Source organism: Brevibacillus nigriterrae, from assembly GCF_049846925.1.
GTDB lineage: Bacteria > Bacillota > Bacilli > Brevibacillales > Brevibacillaceae > Brevibacillus_H.
Genome location: NZ_JBNCMT010000024.1, coordinates 20,337 through 45,603, shown reverse-complemented (window position 1 = coordinate 45,603; position 25,267 = coordinate 20,337). Strand labels below are relative to the sequence as shown.

25 protein-coding genes are annotated in these 25,267 nt (G+C 43.7%); 20 read left to right on the top strand and 5 right to left on the bottom strand.

What is annotated here, in order from left to right:
- The first annotated feature begins 6 nt into the window (after positions 1 to 6).
- Genes asnB through ACPW7N_RS17545 form a run of 8 tightly spaced genes read left to right on the top strand, consistent with a single transcriptional unit; the run spans position 7 to position 11,913 of the window.
- Positions 7 to 1,977 (top strand): asparagine synthase (glutamine-hydrolyzing), encoded by a 1,971-nt coding sequence (gene asnB / locus ACPW7N_RS17580; protein WP_425652415.1) that lies wholly within the window; start codon positions 7 to 9, stop codon positions 1,975 to 1,977.
- The gene (locus ACPW7N_RS17575; RefSeq protein ID WP_425652414.1) at positions 1,974 to 3,194 is read left to right on the top strand and encodes an O-antigen ligase family protein; all 1,221 of its coding nucleotides are present in this window, start codon (positions 1,974 to 1,976) and stop codon (positions 3,192 to 3,194) included. The genes asnB and ACPW7N_RS17575 overlap by 4 nt, the downstream gene beginning before the upstream one ends.
- 32 nt (positions 3,195 to 3,226) lie before the next feature.
- Positions 3,227 to 5,104 carry a polysaccharide biosynthesis protein gene (locus tag ACPW7N_RS17570; protein WP_425652413.1) on the top strand — a complete coding sequence of 626 codons (1,878 nt, stop codon included), beginning with the start codon at positions 3,227 to 3,229 and terminating at the stop codon, positions 5,102 to 5,104.
- Between the two features lie 15 nt (positions 5,105 to 5,119).
- A complete protein-coding gene (locus ACPW7N_RS17565) occupies positions 5,120 to 6,448 on the top strand; it encodes a tyrosine-protein kinase domain-containing protein (protein ID WP_425652412.1) in 1,329 nt (442 codons plus the stop codon).
- Positions 6,449 to 6,467: 19 nt separating this feature from the next.
- Positions 6,468 to 7,340, top strand: coding sequence for a UTP--glucose-1-phosphate uridylyltransferase GalU (galU, locus tag ACPW7N_RS17560; RefSeq protein ID WP_425652411.1), 873 nt, complete (start codon positions 6,468 to 6,470; stop codon positions 7,338 to 7,340).
- Positions 7,341 to 7,376: 36 nt separating this feature from the next.
- Positions 7,377 to 8,744, top strand: coding sequence for a UDP-glucose dehydrogenase family protein (locus tag ACPW7N_RS17555; RefSeq protein WP_425652410.1), 1,368 nt, complete (start codon positions 7,377 to 7,379; stop codon positions 8,742 to 8,744).
- Entirely contained in the window at positions 8,741 to 9,715 is a 975-nt protein-coding gene (locus ACPW7N_RS17550; protein WP_425652409.1) for an NAD-dependent epimerase/dehydratase family protein, read from the top strand. Before ACPW7N_RS17555 ends, ACPW7N_RS17550 begins: the two co-directional genes overlap by 4 nt.
- Positions 9,712 to 11,913 carry an LCP family glycopolymer transferase gene (locus ACPW7N_RS17545; protein WP_425652408.1) on the top strand — a complete coding sequence of 734 codons (2,202 nt, stop codon included), beginning with the start codon at positions 9,712 to 9,714 and terminating at the stop codon, positions 11,911 to 11,913. Before ACPW7N_RS17550 ends, ACPW7N_RS17545 begins: the two co-directional genes overlap by 4 nt.
- A gap of 156 nt (positions 11,914 to 12,069) precedes the next feature.
- On the opposite strand, the gene ACPW7N_RS17540 is transcribed toward ACPW7N_RS17545, so the two are convergent.
- Positions 12,070 to 12,270, bottom strand: a complete 201-nt coding sequence (locus ACPW7N_RS17540) for a cold-shock protein (RefSeq protein WP_425652407.1) — start codon at positions 12,268 to 12,270, stop codon at positions 12,070 to 12,072.
- A 274-nt stretch (positions 12,271 to 12,544) separates the two neighbouring features.
- Here ACPW7N_RS17540 and ACPW7N_RS17535 point away from each other — a divergent pair, with 274 nt between their 5' ends.
- A complete protein-coding gene (locus ACPW7N_RS17535; RefSeq protein WP_425652406.1) occupies positions 12,545 to 12,754 on the top strand; it encodes a hypothetical protein in 210 nt (69 codons plus the stop codon).
- Between the two features lie 77 nt (positions 12,755 to 12,831).
- The gene (locus tag ACPW7N_RS17530) at positions 12,832 to 13,068 is read left to right on the top strand and encodes a DUF3892 domain-containing protein (protein WP_425652405.1); all 237 of its coding nucleotides are present in this window, start codon (positions 12,832 to 12,834) and stop codon (positions 13,066 to 13,068) included.
- Positions 13,069 to 13,106: 38 nt separating this feature from the next.
- Here the strand turns inward: ACPW7N_RS17530 and ACPW7N_RS17525 are convergent, their stop codons facing one another.
- The gene (locus ACPW7N_RS17525; RefSeq protein WP_425652404.1) at positions 13,107 to 14,699 is read right to left on the bottom strand and encodes an alkaline phosphatase family protein; all 1,593 of its coding nucleotides are present in this window, start codon (positions 14,697 to 14,699) and stop codon (positions 13,107 to 13,109) included.
- Positions 14,700 to 14,869: 170 nt separating this feature from the next.
- Between ACPW7N_RS17525 and ACPW7N_RS17520 the strand changes: the two genes are divergently transcribed.
- Positions 14,870 to 15,193, top strand: a complete 324-nt coding sequence (locus ACPW7N_RS17520; protein WP_425652403.1) for a hypothetical protein — start codon at positions 14,870 to 14,872, stop codon at positions 15,191 to 15,193.
- Between the two features lie 50 nt (positions 15,194 to 15,243).
- Here ACPW7N_RS17520 and ACPW7N_RS17515 read toward each other — a convergent pair whose 3' ends face one another.
- Both ACPW7N_RS17515 and ACPW7N_RS17510 read right to left on the bottom strand, forming a co-directional pair.
- On the bottom strand, positions 15,244 to 15,756 hold the full coding sequence (locus ACPW7N_RS17515; protein ID WP_425652402.1) for a hypothetical protein: 513 nt from the start codon (positions 15,754 to 15,756) through the stop codon (positions 15,244 to 15,246).
- A gap of 574 nt (positions 15,757 to 16,330) precedes the next feature.
- Complete coding sequence (locus tag ACPW7N_RS17510; RefSeq protein WP_425652401.1) at positions 16,331 to 16,867, bottom strand: Gmad2 immunoglobulin-like domain-containing protein; 537 nt, start codon at positions 16,865 to 16,867, stop codon at positions 16,331 to 16,333.
- Positions 16,868 to 16,982: 115 nt separating this feature from the next.
- Between ACPW7N_RS17510 and infC the strand changes: the two genes are divergently transcribed.
- Both infC and ACPW7N_RS17500 read left to right on the top strand, forming a co-directional pair.
- Entirely contained in the window at positions 16,983 to 17,468 is a 486-nt protein-coding gene (gene infC / locus ACPW7N_RS17505) for a translation initiation factor IF-3 (RefSeq protein WP_425652400.1), read from the top strand.
- Positions 17,469 to 17,516: 48 nt separating this feature from the next.
- Positions 17,517 to 18,563 (top strand): NAD-dependent epimerase/dehydratase family protein, encoded by a 1,047-nt coding sequence (locus tag ACPW7N_RS17500; RefSeq protein WP_425652399.1) that lies wholly within the window; start codon positions 17,517 to 17,519, stop codon positions 18,561 to 18,563.
- On the opposite strand, the gene ACPW7N_RS17495 is transcribed toward ACPW7N_RS17500, so the two are convergent.
- Positions 18,517 to 19,065: a DUF3231 family protein gene (locus tag ACPW7N_RS17495; protein WP_425652398.1), complete on the bottom strand. Its 549-nt coding sequence runs from the start codon at positions 19,063 to 19,065 to the stop codon at positions 18,517 to 18,519. The genes ACPW7N_RS17500 and ACPW7N_RS17495 overlap by 47 nt on opposite strands.
- Before the next feature lie 267 nt (positions 19,066 to 19,332).
- On the opposite strand from ACPW7N_RS17495, the gene ACPW7N_RS17490 reads away from it, so the two are divergent.
- From ACPW7N_RS17490 to ACPW7N_RS17460, 7 genes are all read left to right on the top strand, one after another.
- On the top strand, positions 19,333 to 20,895 hold the full coding sequence (locus tag ACPW7N_RS17490; RefSeq protein WP_425652450.1) for an ABC transporter substrate-binding protein: 1,563 nt from the start codon (positions 19,333 to 19,335) through the stop codon (positions 20,893 to 20,895).
- Positions 20,883 to 21,908 carry an ABC transporter permease gene (locus ACPW7N_RS17485; protein ID WP_425652397.1) on the top strand — a complete coding sequence of 342 codons (1,026 nt, stop codon included), beginning with the start codon at positions 20,883 to 20,885 and terminating at the stop codon, positions 21,906 to 21,908. The genes ACPW7N_RS17490 and ACPW7N_RS17485 overlap by 13 nt, the downstream gene beginning before the upstream one ends.
- Entirely contained in the window at positions 21,905 to 22,720 is an 816-nt protein-coding gene (locus ACPW7N_RS17480; protein ID WP_425652396.1) for an ABC transporter permease, read from the top strand. Before ACPW7N_RS17485 ends, ACPW7N_RS17480 begins: the two co-directional genes overlap by 4 nt.
- Positions 22,721 to 22,762: 42 nt before the next feature.
- Positions 22,763 to 23,686, top strand: a complete 924-nt coding sequence (locus tag ACPW7N_RS17475; protein ID WP_425652395.1) for an ABC transporter ATP-binding protein — start codon at positions 22,763 to 22,765, stop codon at positions 23,684 to 23,686.
- Positions 23,676 to 24,329: an ABC transporter ATP-binding protein gene (locus ACPW7N_RS17470; protein WP_425652394.1), complete on the top strand. Its 654-nt coding sequence runs from the start codon at positions 23,676 to 23,678 to the stop codon at positions 24,327 to 24,329. Before ACPW7N_RS17475 ends, ACPW7N_RS17470 begins: the two co-directional genes overlap by 11 nt.
- Positions 24,286 to 24,849, top strand: a complete 564-nt coding sequence (locus tag ACPW7N_RS17465; protein WP_425652393.1) for a histidine phosphatase family protein — start codon at positions 24,286 to 24,288, stop codon at positions 24,847 to 24,849. The genes ACPW7N_RS17470 and ACPW7N_RS17465 overlap by 44 nt, the downstream gene beginning before the upstream one ends.
- 79 nt (positions 24,850 to 24,928) lie before the next feature.
- A complete protein-coding gene (locus ACPW7N_RS17460) occupies positions 24,929 to 25,234 on the top strand; it encodes a hypothetical protein (protein WP_425652392.1) in 306 nt (101 codons plus the stop codon).
- Positions 25,235 to 25,267: the final 33 nt, after the last annotated feature.

Below are 25,267 nucleotides of genomic sequence, written 5' to 3'. Positions count from 1 at the left end.
GGCGAGATGTGCGGTTTCGCAGGGATCGTGAATTACAACAAAACCTTCTCAAATAGTAGTCTGACTGCCGTACTGAAACAGATGACAGACGCCATCAATTATCGTGGGCCAGACGGAGAAGGATATTGGGTCGATGAGAGCCTGGGGATTGGACTGGGGCACAGGCGCTTATCAATTATTGATCTTTCCAGCAATGGCCATCAACCAATCGTTTCCCAGAACGGACGGTACGTCATGATCTACAACGGAGAAGTTTATAATCATCAGCAGCTTGCCCGTGAATTGGACTCTTTGGGCTACCAACGCAAGGGGCATTCTGATACAGAAATCATTTTGGCCTGTTTTGAGGCATGGGGGATTGACCAGTCAATCCAACGATTCGTAGGCATGTTTGCCATCGCCCTGTTTGATCGTAAAGAAGCAACATTTACACTGATTCGTGATCGCATGGGAGAAAAGCCACTTTATTACGGTTTTGTCGGAGAGAATTTCATCTTTGCTTCCGAGATCAAGGCATTTCAGGTTTTCCCCGGCTTTAAAGGAACGATTGATCGGGATGCGATTGCCAGCTATATTCGCTACAATTACGTTCCGAGTCCGCAAACGATTTATCAGCACATAAAAAAATTGCCGCCTGGAACGTATTTGCAAGTATCAATCATCGATCAAACAGTACCTGAACCGACCGTCTACTGGAGTATTCATTCAATTCTTGAGAAACGCCAGGCTGGCCTTGAAACAATAGATGAAGGCGAAGCAATTCTTCAGTTGGAAGCGTTGATGCAGCAATCGATACGTCAGCAAATGATCGCTGATGTTCCCATCGGTGCTTTTTTCTCAGGAGGTGTGGATTCAACGAGCATTGTCGCCATGATGCAATCCCTCCATTCGAAGCCAATCAAAACTTTCACCATTGGCTTTACCGATGAGGATTATAACGAAGCGATTTTTGCCAAACGAATTGTAGAACATCTGAGAACAGATCATACGGAACTGTATATCAATCATCAGGAACTGATGGATGTCATACCACATATTGCCCATATCAGCGATGAACCTTTCTCGGCAACCTCGATCATCCCTACGTTTTTAGTTTCCAGGCTAGCTCGTCAATCGGTCACGGTCAGTTTGTCAGGGGACGGCGGAGATGAATTGTTTGGAGGCTATAATCGCCATTTGTGGGGAAATCGAATCTGGGAAAAAGTGAATCGAATTCCCAAAGGCGTACGTCATGCAACAGCAGCCGGGATGAAAATGGTACCACAGGAGTTATGGAACGTGGTGTATAACAAATTGTCACCCATTCTTCCGTTGTCATGGAATGTGACCCTTCCTGGAGAAAAAGTAACGAAACTGGCGGCGATTTTGACAGAAGACTCCCTGAATTCCATCTATGTGAATCTTGTTTCCAACTGGAAGGATGGTAACGGAATTGTGCAAGGAGCTAGCAAGCCATTACAATCTGCAATCATTAATGACCAAGATTGGGTCCGAGTGACGAATCCTTCCGAAAAAATGATGGTAATGGATTTGATCAGCTATTTACCCGACCATATTCTCGTAAAAGTGGACCGGGCGAGCATGAATGTCAGTCTGGAATCAAGAGCTCCCTTTTTGGATCACCGAATTGTTGAATTTGCGTGGAGTCTCCCGATTGAAATGAAAATCAGAGAAGGGATTGGGAAATGGATTTTACGACAAATTTTATATAAATACGTCCCTGAGAAATTGATTAATCGACCGAAGACTGGATTTTCCGTACCGATTGGAAGATGGTTGAGAGGGCCACTGCGGGAATGGGCAGAAGATTTGTTGGATGAGGGAAAACTGCAAAGAGATGGTTTTTTTGATCCAAAACCCATTCGTACCAAGTGGGCCGAACATATTCAGGGGAAAAGAGATTGGCACAATGATCTGTGGGCTGTTCTGATGTTTCAAGCATGGTTTGAGCGGCATCAACAGGTGGTTACGCCATGAAACTCTTCTCGTATCTGACGGCTATCCTGTTTGCGTTGGCTTTGACGTTCACCTCAGCTACGCAATTGCGACTCTCAGGCTTGCCGATTGGTGTAGGGGAGCTACTTCTGGTCAGTTGGTTATTACTGATTCCGTTTGAGTTCATTAGAATAGAGCACATTTCGATAACAACAGTAACCAGATGGACCTGCGGCTTCTGGTATTTATCATTCCTCTTTTTATTGATCGGCTTCTGGATAGGCATTGCAGAAGGGCTGTGGGATACAACTGGCTTCCATGATATCACTGCCTATTTGTTCATTTCAGTGCTGTTTATCACGCTGTCGATGATTCACCCGCCATCCTTGTACATGAAAGTAGCAGCAAAATGGTTTCTCATTTTTTCATTCATGATTCTGATTTTTATTTATCTGCTTGCCCAGTTGACATCAAGTCTGGGACCGATTTCCTTTTGGTACTGGGACCGATTCACAGGCTGGTCCACGAATCCGAATCAATTGGCTTTGCATATCACCGTTTCGCTATGGATCTGTGGATATTACCTTTTGACAACCTCTGATATGATTCGAAAAATTGGCTATTTCATTATGGTTGTCTGCTTGGCATGGGTCGGTTGGTCCACCAAAAGTGATTCACTGCTGATTTCATCGATATCGAGCATTTCATTGTATGTGACCGTGCGATTGATTATGGGTAAGGAACAAACCCCTTTGCTCCCAAAGACCTCCGTGGTTGCCAGATGGGTACGATATCTGTTGGTAATCGTTGTTGCTTCCACTGTATGCATCCTTTTGTACCAGCCAGTGATGAGCCAAGTGGAATCCATCTATAATGACGGGCACCAAGGCTCGCTTCGATTTCTCTTGTGGGGAAATGGGCTTTCGGCTATTGCTGCTTCTCCTTTATTCGGGGCAGGGCCAGGAGCCCACTCGGGAAGGGGAGGTCCATTCGAGGGGTTTGAGGCTCACAACACACTAATTGACTGGGGTGGCAGTGCAGGAATATTGGGTGTTTTGGTATTGGTCGCTCTTTATGTGTACTGGACTTATGTCTGTTGGAGGGCAAATCAACTGTATTTATTGGTATCACTACTGATGATCTTTCAGTTCAGCTTTTTCCATTACGTACTTCGTCAACCGATTTTTTGGTTCCTGATGACATGGGTGATGACTGTCTCCATTTCCAAGGCAAGAGAACTGAATCAGAAGGTTTGTTGACTTGATTTTCAGGTGAGAGTGAGGGAGGAAACATGAGCTATTACAAAAGGACATTTCTTGTTGTAACCATTGACTCAGCTCTCATTCTTTGCACTGTCATTCTTAGTTACATCTTGCGTTTCGAAGCACAAATTCCCGAACACTATCTATTCAGCATTCCACTATGTTTCTTACTCATCTGGATGACCACGATGAGTTTGTTTGGTTCTTTCAAATTACACTTGCGTACTTGGAGATATGTGACGCTGAGAGATTTGATCCTGATTGTTAAGCTGATCACCATATCTATTTGTTTGGATTTGTTGATGTATAAAGTGATTGCCTCATTTGTGGAGAATGTTAGAATCCCACACTCGATATTCGGCCTTTGTTGGATCCTTTTGATTATGAGTATCGGTGGTTCCCGATTCCTCAGACGCTTCAAGAATGATACGACTTCAAAGATCCAGCCGCATCATCAAAAAGTAATGATAATTGGAGCAGGACATGCGGGAAGTTTGGTAGCCAAAGAACTAATGAGCGCAGAAGATACACAATCCTATCCAATCGCATTTATCGATGATGATCCTGGCAAGCAAAAGGTGATTATTTTTGGCATTCCTGTTGTTGGGACGAGGAGAAATATTATTGAACAGGTGCACAGGCTGGCAATCGATACCATCATCATTGCCATGCCATCTGTTAAACGGGAAGAGATCGCCCAGATTATTACGATTTGCAAGGAAACCAAAGCAGAAATCAAAATCTTGCCTCGAATCAAGGATGTCATTCAAGGAAGAGTTAAGATTAGCATGCTACGAGATGTACGCGTGGAGGATTTGCTTGGTCGAGACCCCATCCAGCCTGACAATTTAAAGGAAATGCACAGTCTGATTCGGGAAAAAGTTATCTTGGTGACTGGTGCTGGCGGATCGATCGGTTCAGAGCTGTGCCGCCAGATTCTTCTTTTGCAACCAAGGATTGTGCTTCTTCTGGGACATGGCGAAAACAGCATTTACACTATCGAAAATGAACTGATGCAGACGAGCAATGGAACGCTTCTTCACAGCATCATAGCAGATATTAAGGATCGCAAACGGATGGAGGATGTGTTTGCATTTTTCCAGCCACAGGTGGTGTTTCATGCTGCAGCATACAAGCATGTGCCTTTGATGGAAAAAAATCCGCTAGAAGCAATTAAGAACAACGTATTTGGCACACGCAATATCGCTGAATGTGCCCATCTGAATGGGGTGGAAACATTCGTTCTAGTATCGACAGACAAGGCTGTAAATCCTACCAGCATTATGGGAGTGACCAAACGAATTTCTGAGCTGATCGTTCAAAGCATTGGAAAAATGAGTATGACGAAGTTCGTTGCTGTTCGGTTTGGAAACGTCTTGGGCAGTCGAGGCAGTGTCATTCCATTATTCAAGCAACAGATTGAAAAAGGCGGTCCAGTCACTGTCACACATCCCGATATGGTCCGGTTTTTCATGACAATACCAGAGGCTGTACAACTGGTAATCAAAGCCGGAGCCTACGCAAAAGGGGGAGAGATTTTTATTCTGGATATGGGCTCTCCCGTTAAAATCGATGATCTGGCCAATGATCTGATTCGTTTATCAGGGTTGGAGCCCAATAAAGATATTAAAATCATTTACACCGGAATTCGCCCGGGCGAAAAGCTGTATGAAGAAATTTTAACGGAAGAAGAGGGCGTTGCGGCAACCACATACGATCGTATCTTTATTGGCAAGCCTGCAGATTTGTCCTACGATGAGGTTTCATCAATTCTGACAAAGATGGAATCGAATATGGAAGATTGCCATTCGCTTGAATTGTCAGATGAGATTCTTTTCTATCTGTATAAGCTGGTCCCCAGGTACCACCAACCCATGTGGAAAGAAACGGCGGGGAGGGGACTTTGAAGGGGGGCGGAAACAGTGGAGACGACGATCATCGACATCCGGGTTACCATGCGGGTTTTTCGAAGACAATTACCTTTTATTCTTCTTGTAACGCTAGGTATCACCTTGCTTAGTGCAGTCCTTACGATCTTTGTGATCCCGCCAGTGTACCAGGCAAAAGCAGAAATACTGGTTAGCGATCATGAAAACACTTCACGAGCTACTCCATTTGTAACAGGAGATATTGATACCAACCTGAAATTGATTGAAACATATCTCGTTATTTTCACCAGCCCACGTATTCTTGAGTTGGTCGCAAACAAAGTGGGAGAACCGGAAATGGAGGAGCTCAAGAAAAAAATCAAGGTAAAGCCGGTCGTTAACTCTCAAGTCATTTCGATTACCGTGGAGGATACCAGTCAGGAAAATGCCGTACGAATTGCAAATACTTTGGCATCGACGTTTAAAGAAGAAATTATTACACTGATGAGCTTGCACAATGTCCAAATCCTGACGGAAGCAAAGGTCAACGCATTCCCTGTCATTGTGCGTCCAAAGCCTGTTCTGACAACAATCGTAGCCTTTATCATGGGACTGTTGCTTTCCATCGGTCTGGCATTCCTACGTCATCACCTTGATTCAAAACTGAGGATTGAAGAAAAAATTGAAGAAAAATGCGGTCTTCCCGTTCTGGGGTCAGTTCCCAAGCTAAGAAGCTACCGTTGGTCCAAATTAACCAATGCTTCTATATCAGAAAAAAGTGCGATTTTCACAGAAGCATTTCGCCACATCCGTACAAACCTGCTGTTAGCACATGATCAAGATACAGTGAAGACCATACTCATCACGAGTCCACAAGCAAGAGAGGGTAAATCTTTTGCTGCTGTACATTTGGCTATCTCTCTTGCCCAAATCAAGAAAAAAACGATCTATATAGATGCGAATTTCAGGAACCCGGTTGGCCATGAGTTTTTTGGCATTTCCAATGACAAAGGCCTATCCAGTTATTTGTCACAGCAGATCAGCCCTGAAGAGATTATTCATCCCACCACGTTTCACCATTTGCAAGTGATCCCATCAGGTCCTCTGACCACTAGTTCATCAGAGCTGCTCTATTATGAGACAATGAAATCTCTTTTGGAGCATTTGAAACAACAATACGACATCATTCTTTTCGATGGCCCACCGATTCTTCCCTTTGCCGAACCCAAAGAGTTAGCTTCCTTGTCGGATGGAAGTGTGATTGTCGTTGAAGCGAACAAAACCTCGTCTGATCAACTCGTCCAGGCGCTTGCCCAGTTAAAAAAAATCAATGCAGCAAGCTGGGGTATCGTTCTGAATAAGACGGCAAAGAATGCAAACTAAAAAATGGGAGGAAATCAGGATGTCAAGAGTCCGTAAAGCAATCATTCCAGCAGCCGGGTTAGGTACGAGGTTCTTGCCTTGCACAAAAGCGATGCCAAAAGAAATGTTACCCATCGTAGATAAGCCTACGATTCAGTATATTGTTGAAGAAGCTATAGAAGCGGGAATTGAAGATATTATTATTGTTACGGGTAAAGGAAAACGGGCAATAGAAGATCACTTCGATCAGTCGATGGAGCTGGAGAAGTTGTTGACGGTAAAAGGAAAGTGGGAAGATTTAAAAGAGATTAAACGAATTTCACAATTAATTGACATACATTATGTACGGCAAAAAGAACCGCTTGGACTTGGTCATGCTGTCTGGTGTGCACGCAAATTTATTGGCAATGAACCGTTTTCGATATTGCTCGGCGATGTCATCGTGGAACAACCGTGCTTGCAAGATTTAATGAGTATTAATGATGATTTTGGCAGCTCGATTATCGGAATTCAGAACGTGCCGGAAGACGAGGTATCCAAATACGGTATTGTCGATGGAGAACAATTCACCTCATCCACTTATCGTGTTCATAACCTTGTAGAGAAGCCGACTCGTGACACAGCTCCATCCACCATGGCGATTATTGGTAGATACATATTGACACCTACTATTTTTGACATATTGGAAGAGCAAAGACCTACCGCAGGCAATGAAATTCAATTAACAGATGCCATATGCAAATTAACAGAAGTTGAACCCGTGTATGCCTACCAGTTCCAAGGAAAACTGTACGACGTCGGGGATAAATTGGAATATATCAAAACCACGATTCATTTTGCATTGCAGCGGCCAGAATTGAAAGATCAGCTTCTTGAAAACATGAGAGAAATCATTGGCAGGGAAGAACGATAAGTCCGTTCCAATAAAAAGATCAGAGAGGTGAAGCGGATGAAGTTAGCCATCATCGGGTCTGGATATGTTGGTCTTACAGCAGGCATGACGTTTGCGTACCTGGGCAACCATGTTACATTTTTGGACAGCGATCAAAATAGAATTACAACCCTGTTGCAGGGGGAGTTACCTTTTTATGAACCAGGGCTACACTCTCTGTTTCGTCAAGTGAAACAGAACGTTGATTTTCTTTACGAATGGAGCGACTTAAACTGGGATATTGATGTTCTCTTTATTACCGTCGGCACACCTCCGCAACCAAATGGTGATGTGGATTTACGCTATGTAGAGGCTGTTGCGCAGCAAATTGGAGAGCATATTCCTGATACAGCAGATCCGCTAATCGTTATGAAATCAACGGTTCCGATCGGCTCGGCTGACAAGGTTGCCCAAATCATTCAACTGGAACTGAATCGTCGCGGTTCGTCCAGGTCCATTCAGGTCGTGGCAAATCCTGAGTTTTTGCGAGAAGGAGAAGCTCTACGAGACGCCTTCTTTCCAGACCGAATTATTGTCGGAACAGAAAATGATCATGCTGCACAAATCATGCAAGCATTGTATGAACCATTGATTCACCAAACCTTTACCCCACCTGTTGAGGTCCCAGTACCAAAAGAGAGAGGTAGAGCATCATTCATCGTTACCAATCCTAAAAGTTCTGAATTGATCAAATATGCGGCAAACTCCTTTCTGGCAATGAAAATCTCCTTTATTAATGAATTTTCCCAGTTAGCTGAGGCTGCAGGAGCTGACATCAAGGAAATTGCATATGGAATTGGGCTAGATCAGCGAATTGGGACTAAGTATCTGCAAGCTGGGCTGGGATGGGGTGGAAGTTGCTTCGGCAAGGATTTACAGGCCATCATCCGAACTGCAGAGCAGCATCAAACCAGAATGAAGCTGTTGCAATCCGTGGTAGAAGTGAATCAGCAGCAAAGAGAGTGGGTGCATAAGCGTCTTTGTGCTCTTTTCGGTCAATTGCAAGGATTGCGAGTGGGCATTCTCGGTGTCTCATTTAAACCAAATACAGATGACCTGCGTGATGCCGTTTCTATTGCCATTATCGAACAATTAGTTCGTAACGATGTCCAGGTAACCGTATTCGATCCCATTGCATTAGAAAGATTGAAGCTTGAACAACCTCAACTGGAAATCAGCTTTGCACAATCAGCAGGGGAAGTATTTTATGCGAGTGATGCAGTCATCCTTGTGACTGAGTGGGAAGAATTCCAGCAACTGCCTTTGCAACAACTACGTGAAGTGATGAATCATCCTGTTTTTCTAGACGGGCGGAATGCGATGGAACCTAAAAGAATGAGAGAACTTGGATTTATTTATGAAGGAGTGGGGAGGCGAACCACTTGAACAGGATACTAGTTACAGGCGGAGCAGGGTTTATTGGTAGTCATATGGTCGATTCTCTCGTTCGTGATCAGATGGAAGTGTGTGTGGTCGATAACTTCGATTCCTTTTACAATCGGGGGATCAAAGAATCTAATATATCTGGTGCTCTTCAATCAGGATTTTGCCGATTGGTCGAAGCAGATATAGCAAACGTAGAACAAATGAAACCCATCTTTGCCGAATGGCAACCAAATCTGGTCATTCACCTGGCAGCAAAAGCAGGGGTACGTCCCTCCGTGGAACAACCTCAACGATACATTGAGACGAATGTGAATGGGACAGCCAATATACTCGATCTGTCCGTTGCCCATCAGGTAAAAAAAGTGATCTTCGCTTCTTCCAGTTCGGTGTATGGATTAAATAAAAAAGTACCGTTCACGGAAGATGACCCGCTTCTGCTACCTGCCTCACCGTATGGCGCAACAAAAATTGCCGGAGAAGCGCTGTGCCAAAGCTATAGCAATTGTTATGGATTGCCGATCGTAGCACTGCGTTTTTTCACTGTGTATGGTCCACGCCAACGGCCAGATTTGGCGATCCATTCCTTTAGTCGCAAAATCCTTGGTGGTGAACCGATTTCCATGTTCGGAGATGGGCAAACGTGCCGAGATTATACGTATGTAACCGATATTGTAACAGGAATCTGTGCTGCAATGTCTGTTCCGATACAAGGTTTTGAAGTATGTAATCTTGGCAATGATCAGCCTGTAAAATTAATCGACCTCATACATTCGATTGAAGAGGCGGTTGGCAAAAAGGCGATCATACACCAACTTCCGGCTCAGGTCGGAGACGTACCGGCAACATGGGCATCCCTTGACAAGGCATCCCGATTGTTACAGTACCGTCCGCAAACAAGCTTGCAAGTGGGATTGAATCACTTTATTCATTGGCTGCGCAGCTCCGGATTATATGAGGAGGTGTCTTATTGAGCAAGCGGGTTGTTCATATTTGCACCTCCAAGCTAAGCTATAAAATTCTTCTGGATAAACTCATCCTTCTATCAGAGAAAGGATACGAGGTTCATATTGTGTCTTCTTCTGAGGGTACAGAACATGAAGAGCAGTACGTTTACAAACTTCAGGAAAAAGGCATCCAGTTACACGAGGTAGCAATGGAGAGGTCTATTCGGGCAGGAAAGGATTGGCTAGCATTTCGCCAGCTTGTTCGTTTGCTGCGAAAGATCAAACCCGATATTGTCCATACGCATAACGCCAAAGCAGGTTTTCTCGGAAGAGTAGCTGCACACAAAGCCCGGGTACCAATTATTATTCATACAGTGCATGGGCTCCCTTTTTTTGCTGGACAATCCAGATTGGAGTATTACACATATCTGTCCCTGGAGTTGTTTGCAGCCAAGTACTGTAACTATCTTTGCAGTCAAAACGATGAAGATCTCAAAACGCTGCGAAAGTATCTCCCCACAGAAAAGCTGCATTACGAAGGCAATGGTGTACATTTGCCTTTGCTCGATCGAATCAGTCAGGAAATCTCGTTGGAAGAACTGGACGAGTATAAGATGAAATACGACATACCAGAGGGCAAAACCCTGCTGCTCGTGGCCGCAAGACTGGAGCCGGTCAAAGATCATGCGCTGTTATTTGAGGCACTTCAACAGGTAGTAAAGCGTGGCACAACAAACATACTCTGTCTATTGGCTGGAAACGGGCATCTCGAGACTGAACTCGAACAACAAGTGACTGAGAGAGGTCTCCAGCCTTATGTCAAATTCCTTGGTTATCAGGATAATATCTATCACTGGATTAAATTATCTGATCTCATCGTGCTATCTTCCCAAAAAGAAGGGATTCCACGTATTCTGATGGAAAGTATGGCTTTTGGCAAGCCAATTGTAGCGACAGATGTCAAGGGAACAAAGGAACTCGTTGTTCACGAAGAGACCGGGTTATTGTCTCCTTACCGCAATCCCGACGAACTTGCCAAGAATCTGATACGGCTGATCGAAAATGCCGAGTTGCAAGCCAAACTTGGTTTGAAGGGCAGAGAGAGGATCGAACAGCATTTTACAGAAGAGGTTGTGGTCGAGCGGATCAGCAAATGGTATCAGGCAACAGTCCCGTATCAGAAGCCGCTATGGAAAAAGATCGTTCATTCGGTTTTATTGGTTCTCTTGATTGGTTTTTGTCTTTCGATCGTATATGGTTATTGGAAAGTTTCACAATTACAGCCGGAAACTCATTTTCAACAAAAAATCCACCCTGTCCTCACCAGTGACTCCATTTTTGACAGACGTCATAATCAGGCTCAAGCTCCCGCACAAACACAATCAACTTCACAACCTACAGCTACCAGTCAAAATCATTCATCGGCTTCAGTCGTACCGTTTCCCTCAAATCACTTTAATGTGCTCCTATTGGGAATTGATGCAAGAGAAAAGGAAAACTCCCGCACGGATGTGATTATGGTCGCACATGTCAACGTCAAGACGAAACAGGTGAATATCGTTTCCGTACCACGAGACACGCAGGTGCAAATCAATGGAATCGGCAAAACCAAGATTAATCATGCTCATATTCTCGGTGAAATAAAAGGTGGCTCCCGGGAAGGAACGATGGCTACCAGTCAGGCCGTTAGTGATTTTCTCGATATTCCCATCAATTATTATATAAAAACGAACTTTCAAGGGTTTATCCATTTCATTGATAAAATTGGCGGGATCGACGTGAACTTGCCACATGCGGTGCGAATGACCTATGAACCATTGGAAATTCCCGCAGGAGATCAGCATCTTGATGGGGAGCTTGCATTGAAACTGATTCGTGAGCGGTATTCTCGCCCTGACGGCGAATACGGACGACAAGCAGACCAGATGTTGGTCATGAAGGCAGTAGTAAGTAAATTGTTGAAACCGGAAAATATCCCGGAAATATATCATTTGTTACAAAGCATCCGCACTGACATTCTCGACACCAATTTTACGGATGACGATCTGGTGAGTCTTGCCTTGTTATTCAAAGGACTAACTGGAGAGCAGCTATCCTATACGCAAATTCACGGAAAGTCAGGAAAAGCGTTAGACCCGCTTGTTAATCAGGAATTGTACTATATCTTCCCGGATGAAAAAGCAGTACAAGAAATATCGGAGACTTTTCTTCAAGAAAAAGAGTAAAACAGTCAAATAAGAAAAACAGAAAAAGAACTGCCGGATTGTGAGTGGGCAGTTCTTTATTTTGGCAACAGAAGTCTATCAGCATAAATTCAACATTTCCGATGCTTCATCTAATCGCAATAAGCAATCGTCATGTTTCATTATTGGTAGGATGGACTAGAGTTTTACCACATTCTCCGCCTGTGGGCCGCGGTTGCCTTGGACAACATTAAATTGAACTCGTTGACCTTCATCAAGCGATTTGAAACCTTCTCCCGTAATCGCACTGAAATGTACGAATACGTCGTCACCACCTTCAACCTCGATAAACCCAAATCCTTTTTCTGCATTAAACCATTTCACTGTTCCCGTTTGCATGAAATAACCTCCAACCTAAAAATAAAGGAAAATTTGACACATAATAATAGCGTAACTATATACCATGTGATCTCTATGTAGGATGAACAGATTCTTGGGATTTTATACTTTCATCTACACTTTTCGTTGATACAGATAATTTTTGGCTTTTTTCAGCAATACACACTGGCAGGCACGGACATAATCGAATAAAATAGGAGAGTAAAACCCAACACTTGTAATATGAGACTCTTTTCATGAGAACATGGACGGAGATATGATAGGAGATGTAGGCATGACAGAACAAAATGACAATCTACAGGATGGAGCTACACAAAAGTCGGGCAAAATGAGCTTGCAGGAAGCAATGAAACGTAAATTGGAAGAAAAGAAGAAGGCGCAACAACAAGCTAATTCCAATGTGAATGTAAAAGCTGGCAATCAGATGATGAAAAGTCAGCAAACCAAAAAACCAAATAACCAGCGCAGACGTACTGGCGTATAAGGTTGCATCAGTCGGTCGTATCGTTCCCATTTTGTTGGTAAACCTATATAGGTAACGAACAGAAGGAGGAATGCGTAATGACTGAACAAAATGCACCAACGGTTGTAGCCGTCCGCAAAAACAGTGACGGTAACATTACCAAACTGAAATTGTCGAACGGAAATGAGGTTGACACGCTAGTGGCCCAACAATTGGTCTCACAAGGGTTGATAGCGAATGTCGAAGTGTTGGAAGGGCGAGATGGAGGCAAGCACCTTCGCAGCATTCCTGATCAAGATTCATCTAATAACCTCGATAACCTGCCGGAATTTTAAACAACAACAGAAACTAAAAAAGAGTGACTAAATAAAGGTCACTCTTTTTTCATGCCTTTTTCAATCTCAATTAGCGATAGCACATAATTTTTTACATCGACCACTCGTTCGGGGGGAGCAGGAGTATTCTCTTTTGGAGCAATGAGAAAAGGAAACAGTGAGTCTGTTGCATGGAGAGAACCATGATTCCCACCACCAGGATGATTGGGGGCACCATCTGCAGAGATTTCCATTCCTGGTTTCGCCGAGACAATCAGAAATTCGCCTTCATGTGAGTAAAACGCACTTTCCAGACGGCTAAGAGCATCCGGATTATCAGTGAAGGTGACTGTTCGTTCTCGTGAGTCAATGATCAAGCCCAAGCAATCCGCATCACCACGAATATCCCATCGTTTCCCATAGTGATCCATAATTTCCGATCCGCTACGAAAACTCATGTGACGAGTTCCTTGAACGACGTGAATCCACTCGTTTTCTCGCCAGGCGATATGATCAATTCTTTGATCCCGGTTCAACCGATCAACCAGCAAAGGAACAGGAGCCCGTGAAGACAAGGAATAGACATAAGCCATCCGTCCGTTTACCGCTATCGCAATATCGTGTGAATCTCTGCGCTTTTCCCCCATACGAAAGCAAGTAAAGCCCGAGAGCAAATATTCCACATCGATTAAAGGCTTTTCACCTCGCCGTACCGTTGCAGTAACACCACTGTCTCCCATGAGAATGATGACATGTTCGGCCAGCGCATTTTCCCATTTCCCAAATGAATTCAGAAGCTGTTGAAGCTGCTTGTCTACTTGCTTAATTCCCTCTAGATGAGTGGGTCCCTCTTTGTGCAGCTTTCCATCCATGTCAGGGAAGTAAGCTAGAGTCAGATCAGGCAACTGCCTTTGTTTTATGAGACTAATAACACTTTGTATCGAGTAGTTATTGTTCATTCCGAGTGATTGGACGGGACTAGTGGGAAGCTTGTCAGACGTTACACGGGCGAGGGCCCCTAATGCCAACACATCCGGTCCTTTTACTGTCACATTGGATATTCCTTTCATCCCAAAATGATGCGTCTTGTCGCCTCGATAGAGTAATCCGTTAATCGAACCGGACGTGAAGCCTTTGGCAGACAACTCCTCATGTATAGTAGCTGTGTCTTTTGATAAATGAACCTGGTTTAATTGATAGAAACTGTCCCAAAACCATTGGAATACTCCCGGTTTCCAGGCAACCCGCAGGCCATCGCCATAATCAACCATCCGCTGTTCTTTTGCATCGAACCAGAGTAACCCCGGGATTTTATGCTTATCGGAATACGCTCCAGTGATCAGTGTGCTGTCGATTGTAACCGACATAGTAGGAAATGAACTGATCATCTCTCTTTGATAATGTCCATGCTGCATCAGAAAGGCAATGGCTGGCAGCTCGCCCGTACGTAATAAATACTCCATAGGTTCTGCCAACAGGGAATCAATCAAGAGAATGATGACTTTTCTCTTTGCCTCATTGCTTTGAACCTGTACCTTGTTTTCTTCCTTCCAATGAAAGGGCGAATAACGAAATAACGTAGTGAAAGCAAGCAGGATGATCAGAATAACAAGGAGGACGTTCCATTTTCGTAACGGTCTGATCAAGGTCATCAAGTGCTAACAACCCTTTCCCACATTTTCATTTTTACCTAGTGTAACCATCCGTCACATGATTAACCAGCTACGAGTGTTAGAGACTTCATGAGCTTGTGAAATTCATCACTACCTAGAGTTGAAATTCCGTATATCATAAAGGTGTCAGAGAGAGGGAGGAATAATCGATGATTACTCAGACAGAATATTTCAGCTTAAACAACTATGATTTCTCCGTAAAGAAAAAAGTAGACAACTTTTTGACGCCCTATATTCCCTGTGTAGAAGCAGTGGCCATCAAGCGAAAAAACAGCACGAATACCTATGACGTCTATTTCAGTGAAGTAGAGGATATTGTGGAATACAACCAATTGCTCGCAACAACGGTACAGCATGTCGATCCCGTGTATGGAGTATATATTTTCAGTGCTACCGAGGATCAAATTGAAGACAGATTCCGTGATTGGTCAGAAAATGTGTTGATGAATTTCCGCAGACATCGTAATGATTAAAGATTTCATACCATTTTAATTTCCTCTCAGCCGTGTTTGGGGGGAATTTTTTATTGTTGTTTTGGAAATTTGGGAAGGGAAAGCTCATAAAGCTTCTTCTTAGAAAAGCGATAAATAAAAATCAACAGGAAAGCTGCGATTGGATAGACGGGAATGGAATAATATAACTTCCAACCGGTATAGATTAAAGCACCGTTAATAACACAAATCCATTCAAAAAATAATGAGAAACCAGTCCAGCACAGAATATAATAAACCGTTTTAATGCCATATAGCTCCCACGTTTCGTAAGCGAATAAAAAGAGTAGGGAAGCGCACGGATACATAAATAAATGAAATAATGTACCAGAAAGTTCATAGGTAGGGTTATCGCCAAAATAATACATTTCATAGGGAGTGGCAATTAAAAAATAATCGATGGTTGAAACTAAAGTGATATTGTATACCCATATAATGGTGACTAAAGCAGGAGAAAAGTACTTCCTGATCGGCAAAAACAGTAAGATAATCGCACAGGTTGATATGATAAAAAACCATTCATTCCAATCGAAGGTAACATTCATACAATCGATGCCCCTTTATAAAGGAGTTTACGAAAAAACTTCATAAATCCTATCAGAAACAAAAGCGAACTGAACCAAAATGCAAATGACCACCATATCCGCCAATTGACATGGATTAGTACACCCAATAAATTGCATATCCATTCGATCCCACTGAAAAGAAAAACAAAGCTTATGAGTAAGTAAAGCTTTTTCCAACTTGAGCTTAGTACCAGAAAAAATTCAAGAAATGTAACCATGAGTACAGGAAAAAGCACAATCCGATTAAGGAAATGTGTATACTCATCCATAAAATTTTCGGGAATAAACAAAGTTTTAAAATTCATATAGCAGAGCGCTGAAAAGTTTTGATACGCATAGGAAGCGACCATCCAATAAACCATGACTTCAAGGATGTGCAGTTTTCTTTTTCTTTTTATGAGAAAAAGGACCGCAATTATATTTAATGCAAAGTAAAAGAACAAAGTCATATATGGTAACTCCCATGTAAGTTCTGCCTCTCGTTTATATTTTGCGCAAACATAAGACAAAAAATGCCCTACAAGGAGAATAGTGTCTCCTGTGGGCATTTTTTTTATTTATCGGGCAATGGAATGGGAAGCTCATGTATTCTGCTTCCGTCTTTGGCGCTTTCCTCGAATAAAATAAGCATCAAGGTTGAGTTGGGTTCTGCTTTGGCAACCTCTATGGTAAACTGGAAGTCACCAAATTCAGGTGCGCCTGCACTGGCTGTCACGAATCCTTTTTTAAGCTCATTATGCCCGTCTTCTACCACGTACCCGAATGTAGCTTCGAATACTCTTGCTTTTCCTTTGACCTCGTAAGTATTTTCCTTCACTTTTTTAACAGTTACATTTTGAAAGGTTTCATTCCCGTATACTTTTGGTTGTTGTTCTTCTTTTGCTGGCTTCGTCGGTTGTACCGTTTCAGTTGCAGGTTGCTGTCCATTCGTTGGTTGTTCGGGTGTTGCTGGCTGTGGCTGCTCGGGCTGAGGTTGTTCAGGCTGTGTATTCACAGGAGCAGTATTCTGATTGGTGCTATTATTATTTCGGCTTGCCTTCTCAAGGGGTAAGCAACCTTGCAACAAACCTGCTACAATTAGAACGATCATGAATATCCTCATGATATCTCTCCATTCCAGATATAATGTGTTGTTATTGAATGTGACGAACTGCATTCCGTTTTGTTACATAATTGAAACTGAAGAAAGCACGGTGAACCCAACGATGATCATGAACGAAAAAATTAAAGCATCAGAGGTACAATTAATTGGGATAAATGAAGAAGATCTAGGCATTGTTTCAACAAAAGAAGCACTGCGGATGGCAAAAGACCTTCAAGTAGATTTGGTCTGTCTCTCCTTATCTTCCAGCCCGCCGCCTTGTAAGCTTGTCCGACAAAGTGAATTCAAAAATCAGGTGAACAAAGAGAAACAAAAAGAAAGAAAAGCCGATAAGGGAGCAAAGATAAAAGAGATTCGCTTGACTGCTCATATCGAAGAACATGATTACGATACAAAAAAAAGACAAGCGGAACGAATCCTCAATGGAGGAGATGCCGTTCAACTAACAGTACGCTTGGAAAAGAAAGAGACACAACTCGCTACAGAACTGATAAAACGTCTGATCGGTGAACTGAGTCATTGTGGAAAACAGGAGAAAGGAATTCAGACAAGCAGCAAACAGATTTTGGCAAATCTTTATCCCCTATAAAACTATTCCCGTCATTTGTGCATCTAATAAGCAGAGGGAGGGGAAAACATGAAAATTCTTCTGCTTGGCGGGTTTCGTTTTGTCGGGTGGCATCTTATTCAAGCTGGATTGCAAGCAGGGCATGAGATGACGGTATTTAATAGAGGCTCTTATCAATCGGCTGATTTTCCTGAAGTAGAGGTACTACTCGGTGACAGGGATGGGCAGTTGGAGAACTTGCAAGATCGAGAGTGGGACGCAGTCATTGACACATCTGGATATGTCCCTCGAATTGTGAAAGCATCAGTTGAATTGCTAATGAATCGAGTGAAACACTACACCTTTATTTCTTCCATCTCTGTCTATCAAGGCAGTTCGAACTCTGATCTCATCGATGAGAATGCTCCCATCCTGGAATTGGAAGACGAGCAGTCGGAAGATGTATCTCTGCATTATGGTGCACTCAAAGCACGATGCGAACAAGAACTGCTAACACTCATGCCGGATCAATCACTGATCATACGTCCAGGTTTGATTGTTGGTCCAAAAGACTACACTGATCGCTTTACATACTGGCCGCATCGAATTTCACAAGGAGGAGAAGTTTTACTTCCTACACCTCGTGAACAAAGGCTGCAATTTATCGATGTTCGTGATCTCGCCGAGTGGACGATTCGGATGGTAGAGAAACAGGCAACCGGAACGTACAATGTCACTGGTAAAGATTGTACGTTCGAAGAATTGGTGGAACAATGCCAACTGGCATGCCAATCGGATATTCAACAAACATGGATAGATGAAGATTTCCTGATCCAGCATGAAGTGGGTGAATGGATTGAACTGCCTTTATGGATCAAAAAAGACGGCCCCACTTGGATGTTTGCAGCCAGTAAAGAGAAAGCGATACAGGCGGGACTCAGCTTCCGTCCACTCCAGGATACGATCACCGAAACGCTCTATTGGGTTCAGTCTAGACCGGATGATATTCGCTGGAAAGCAGGAATGGAACCCGAACGTGAACAAGATCTGCTTGAAAAATGGCAAAAATCAAAGGAAAAAAGCACGGATTTTATTGTTTCGGCAAGCCCGGAGGATAATAGTACGGGGGAACCTTGATCCAGCCCCGCAGCCGCATTTTTGCTTTCAGGTTTGCGCCAAAGACAAGCTTTTCTCCAAGGAATTGTGAAAACATGAGTCCAACATCATTTCGAACAGATTGACTTGCTCCATTCGCACACATCATGATATTGCTTATTGCTTTCACTGCGAGTGTGTTGGCAATTTCTTCATCCGTTAGTTTGACTCCCAAAGGGATTGAATTCGGTTCAGATTTCGGTCTCTCTTCAGAGGCAGGAGGCAGGGATACACCTTCTACCTGCATGAATTCTTTTAGTTTAATGATTTGACTGTCTGCCAGTTGTTCGGATACATGAAGCATATCAATCAATACGTCGTCTGTTGTTGTGTTCAGCATAATTTGCACAATTGCTTTTTCTTCTTCTAACATTGTTAGATAAGTCCAGCAATTCATTGCTTCTCCGATATGAAGAGGAGATTTCGGTTCATCGTCTACGAAAGATTGCAAAACGTGGGAAACTGCCTCTGCAATGTTTATCATCCTTGGTCGCCTCCTATGATATTACTATTTTTCATTTGAGGCATTTCCATTCTTGGAATAAGATTCCATGTGCAACTACCTAGCAATAGGTACGTTGCTTTTTTGTTTCCGCAACTTAAAAGACACAAATTCGATGAAAATGGATCAGTACGTGCCCAAATACATGTGTTACGATTTTTATGTTTCGTGTTACTGGATATATATAGAAGAGAAAGATATTGGGAGTGACTGAAAGTGAAAGTAAGTTTCAGAATTTTCTTCGTGATCATGTTGGTATTCGTTCTCATGATTACGGGATGTTCACCAAAGTCAAAAGAGGCAGCATCCAGCAGCAAAGATGAACTTATTATTGCAATCGGTGGAGAGCCAGAAGCAGGATTTGATCCGACAACCGGATGGGGGCGTTACGGATCTCCCTTGTTCCAGAGCACCCTTCTCAAGCGTGATCATAATCTGAAAATTATTAACGATTTGGCTACGAGTTATGAGATCAGTAAAAATGGTATGGTGTGGACCGTAAATCTGCAAAAGAATGTGAAGTTCTCTGATGGAAACCCTGTTACTTCAGAGGATGTCAAATATACATTTGAGACGGCAGCGAAGAGTGGCTCTGCGATTGATCTAAGCAACCTGAAAAGTGTGGAGGCAATCGGCGAGCACAGCGTCAAGTTTACGCTGAAAGAGCCTCAATCTACTTTTATGCAAATGTTGGTAGCCACTGGAATTGTGCCCAAACATGCACACGGGACTGATTATGCACAAAAGCCGATTGGCTCGGGGCCATTTAAACTCGTTCAGTGGGATAAAGGACAACAAGTCATTGTGGAACCGAATCCAGAATATTATGGGCCCAAATCACAATTCAAGAAAATTACGTTTTTGTTTTTGAATGAAGATGCTGCTTTTGCAGCAGCAAAGGCTGGGAAGGTTGATGTAACAGCCATTCCTTCTGCATTTACCAAACAACCCGTTACTGGTTTGCATATCGAGGCTGTGCAAAGTGTAGATAACCGAGGCATTATGTTTCCCTTTGTAAAATCCGGAAGCAAAACAAAAGAAGGATATCCAATCGGTAATGATGTAACGGCTGAGGTTTCCATCCGTAAAGCGATCAATATTGCGTTGAACCGAAAAGCATTGATTGACGGTGTGCTGGATGGATACGGAACACCTGCGTATACGTTGAATGATGGTTTGCCCTGGTATAATCCGGAAGCGCAAATCAAAGATGCGGATTTAGATGGGGCAAAAAAGATACTCGCTCGGAATGGTTGGAAGGATAGCGATGGAGACGGAATTGTCGAAAAAGGAAATCTCAAAGCGGAGTTTACCATGGTGTATCCTTCAGGCGATTTGACCCGCCAATCATTGGCGATTGCCTCAGCAGATATGGTGAAACCGCTCGGAATTAACATAAAGGTCGAGGCAAAAAGTTGGGACGACATCGAAAAATTGATGCACTCCAATGCCGTTCTATTCGGCTGGGGAAGTCATGATCCACTTGAAATGTATAACGTTCACAGTAGTAAATTCGGTGGTGTTGAGTATTATAATCCCGGGTTTTATAGCAATCCAGTGGTAGAAGATTATATGAACAAGGCATTGAGAGCAACGAACGAGCAAGACGCAATCGAACTGTGGAAAAAGGCGCAGTGGGATGGCCAAACCGGAATTAGTGCAAAAGGGGATGCACCATGGGCCTGGTTGGTTAATATCAATCATGTTTACCTCGTAAAGGATGGATTGGATATCGGCAATCAAAAAATTCACCCGCACGGACATGGCTGGCCCGTCACGGATAATATTGAGGAATGGCAATGGACCAAATAGATCAGAGAAACGTGAATGTTGTGAAGTTGAAACGTATTTTGGGGTATATCCTGCAAAAAAGTATAAGACTGGTTTTATTACTGGGGGCAGTAAGTGCAATCTCCTTTACACTCGTTGAGCACTCGCCGATCGACCCTGTTCAAGCATATGTAGGTGCTGATATGATGCGAGTTAGTGCAGAACAGCGTGAGGCGATTGCTTTATATTGGGGATTGGACAAGCCTCCCGTCGAAAGATTTATTCACTGGGTCAGTGCTGTATTTGGTGGTGATCTGGGAACATCTATGATCTACCGCCGACCAGTAATGGAAGTGATCCAGGAACGATTCTTCAGTTCGGTCTTACTGATGGGAACCGCATGGGTTCTATCCGGTCTTATCGGATTTAGTGCAGGCGTGTTGGCTGCCATGAAACAAAACACATGGATTGATGCGTTGATCCGGTGGTATTGTTACACGTTGGCTTCTACCCCTACTTTCTGGCTTGGAATCCTTTTCTTACTCGTATTTTCGGTATGGTTTGGCTGGTTTCCTATCGGATTAGGAGTTCCCGCAGGGGTATCGTCAGAAGAGGTGACACTGTTCGATCGATTGATACATATGATTTTGCCTGCACTCACCCTCAGTTTTGTTGGAATCGCTTCGATCGCTTTGCATACAAGGCAAAAGTTGATTGACGTTCTCTCCAGTGATTACGTACTGTTTGCACGTGCCAGAGGTGAGAAAGGGTTTACTTTGTTCTGGAGGCATGGTTTACGCAATGTAGCACTTCCAGCAGTAACCTTGCAATTCACTTCTTTCAGTGAGCTGTTTGGGGGTGCAGTTCTTGCTGAACAGGTTTTCACTTATCCTGGTTTGGGACAGGCAACTGTGGAGGCAGGGCTACGTGGAGATGTACCTTTGCTGCTTGGTATTGTATTGTTCAGCACATGTTTTGTTTATATTGGTAATCTATTTGCTGATATAGCGTACCGACTGATCGATCCTAGAATCCGGGAAGGAAGGGCACTATGAATAGACGTCACCGTACGCTCGGATCTTCTCTCTTCATTATCGTCTTATTGCTAGGAACGTGGATCAGCGCGTTATTACTAAGTGATGATAACCTGAGCACAAATCTGGAAATTCGGAACCTGTCACCAACGGTCGAGCATCCATTCGGGACGGATTGGTTGGGACGGGACATGTTTACACGCACGATAAAAGGGTTAGTACTTAGCCTACAGGTTGGGCTGACAGCCGGATTGGCCAGTGTTGTCATCGCTCTGGTGCTTGGGCTTTTGGCTGCCACTATGGGAAAATATGTCGATCGCTTTTTTTCCTGGTTGATTGATTTATTCCTAAGCGTTCCACATCTTGTGACACTGATATTAATAGCTTTTGTTCTTGGAGGTGGAGCCAAAGGCGTTATTATAGGGGTTGCCCTGACCCATTGGCCCAGTCTGTCCAGGGTCATTCGTGCAGAAGTACTACACCTTCGTTCCGCAGAATATGTGCTGATTTCTAAGCGTTTGGGCAAGAGCAGGCTTTGGATTGCAACACGTCATATTTTGCCACATCTGATACCACAACTTATGGTGGGACTGATCTTGATCATCCCGCATGCGATCCTCCATGAAGCGGCTGTTTCCTTCGTCGGATTGGGTTTGTCTCCGCATGAGCCTGCCATTGGAATTATCCTTTCCGAATCGATGAGATACCTCTCAACGGGAATGTGGTGGCTGGCGTTTTGTCCGGGTTTGTGCCTGTTGTTGATTGTCAGGTCTATTGATCGACTGGGAGAACATCTGCGCATGTTGATCAACCCAAAGCATGCTCACGAATAACAGACAATGTGGAAGCTAGATGGAAATGAGGGGGAGAGAGAATTGGCTCTTCTTGAAATAGACAATTTGTCAGTAAGCTTTACTCAATACACAAAAGGGTTGCGACGGCAAACGATTCGTGTGCTACGTGACCTTCAGCTTTCCATAAACAGAGGCGAGGTTCAGACGGTCATCGGCTCAAGCGGTTCTGGAAAAAGCATCTTGGCACATGCCATCCTCGGGATTCTCCCAAGTAATTCTCAAGTAACAGGAACCATGCGATTTGACGGAGAAGAACTTACTCCAGCCAAGCAAGATGAACTGAGAGGACACCAACTCGCATTGGTTCCTCAATCGATTCAATACCTTGACCCCTTGATGCGAGTGGGCGAACAAGTTCGTCATTCAGTGAAGGTAGGAGACCCTGTTGCCGCTCAACGAGAGATTTTTAGCCGTTACCAATTGAAGCGTGAGGTAGAGAATTACTACCCGTTTCAACTATCTGGGGGAATGGCAAGAAGAATTCTTGTTTCTACTGCAACGGTCAGTAATTCCAATCTGATTATCGCCGATGAGCCTACACCAGGTCTTGATCCGTCCATTGTAAAAGAGGCGTTGCAAGGTTTCAGAGAGTTGGCCGATCAAGGCTGTGCAGTTCTACTAATCTCGCATGATATCGGATCAGCAATCACCGTGTCGGACAGGATTGCCGTTCTTTATGCAGGTAGTACCGTCGAGATTGCAAATGCTGAAGATTTTTCCGGTGGAGGCGAACGCCTGAGGCATCCATACACCAAAGCACTATGGAGAGCTCTTCCGCAAAATGGCTTTACCCCTATTCCAGGCACACAGCCACCAACGGGTGAAATACCTGTTGGATGTGCCTTTGCGCCTCGTTGTTTGCACGCATCCAGTCATTGCGGGGAAAGTGTCATCGAAATGAGAGAGGTTAGAGACGGGATGGTGAGGTGCAGCCATGCTTCTTGAAGGAAAAAACCTGGGCTATCGTTACAACAAGCAAGAGTGGTTGTTCCGTGGTGTTGATCTACAAATTACTGCGGGTGAAGTCGTTGGACTTGTTGGACCAAGTGGTTGTGGCAAGTCAACCTTGGGGCGCTTGATGGCCGGGTACAATCAGCCAATGGAAGGTACGGTTACACTAGATGGGGCTGCACTTCCTGTAAAGGGTTACCATCCAGTTCAACTGGTATTTCAGCATCCAGAGAAAGCAGTCAATCCCCGTTGGCCGATGTGGCGCACCTTGAATGAAGGGTGGTCACCTGAACCAGAAATTCTATCAGTATTAGGAATTGAGCAACAATGGCTAAATCGAATGCCCAATGAGCTGTCAGGTGGTGAGCTGCAGCGGTTTTGTGTGGCAAGAGCACTCGGTCCTGGAACCCGTTTTTTGATTGCTGATGAAATGACGACCATGCTTGATTCAATTACACAGGCACAAATCTGGCAAGCTGTACGTAATATTGCCGATGAGCGCCAGATAGGCATACTGGTGATTAGTCATGAAAGTCAGCTAATTAATCGGTTATGCAGTCGAGTAGTCCCTTTTTCTAAGAGGTGGTCTAATCTTGAAACAACTCTATATGATCAGACACTCCAAAGTGCAAATTGATCCAACTACAGAACCAACACACTGGACATTATCTGATGTTGGAATCCAGGCAGCACGAGAGATGGCGCTACGGGAAGACTGGCATCATCTCAAAATGATTTACCATAGCCCAGAACCAAAAGCAGAACAGACAGCAAAGATCGTTGCAGAAACAATAGGTGCCACTTGCAAAGTGCATCATGACTTGAGAGAGCTTGAGATGAGGACAGGATTTCTTTCAGCCAGTGATTTTCAAATGAAAGTCAGTGAATACTTCATGGGTAAACCTGATCCCGATTTTGAAGATTTCCAAGCCGCACAAAAAAGGATACGCAAGGCAGTTGCCTCGATCCTTGATGAAACCAATGAATCAGTAGGAATTGTAAGTCATGGCAGGATTATTACAGCCTTTTATAGTGATTTGCTCGGCAGAAGAATTACCTCGGAAGAATGGAAATCCATCAGGCTTCCTGATCTGTCTGTGATTGAAATACCAACCTGGAAAATTGTCAGGGGATTTTTCAGTACAATCAACGAATAAAATAAGAAATATTTCACTGCGGTCACACATATATTGGGATGGGATAACCCAAAATTTTACCAATATGGAGGCAGATCGCATGTTCCAAGGGTTTGGATTTGGTTCGAAGTCGGCTCGTGTAGCTGATCAAATTGACGCTGAAGTAAAAGCAGGGAAATCATTGCTTCAAAACGCCAACATGGTTGCTCAACAATTTGATTTCTATGAACAACAACTCGCTCAATTTGCACAAATGCTGCAAGCACACGATCCTTCTGCATCGATGCAATTCCAATTACTTCAACAGCAAATTAACAACACCCAAACGCAAATCATTCAATCTTTACAGCAAGTGAATCAATTGCTGAACAATATTGATGCTTTAACTGACAAAATTCAAAACTGATGCAAAAAAGTGACCCTTGTAAGGGTCACTTTT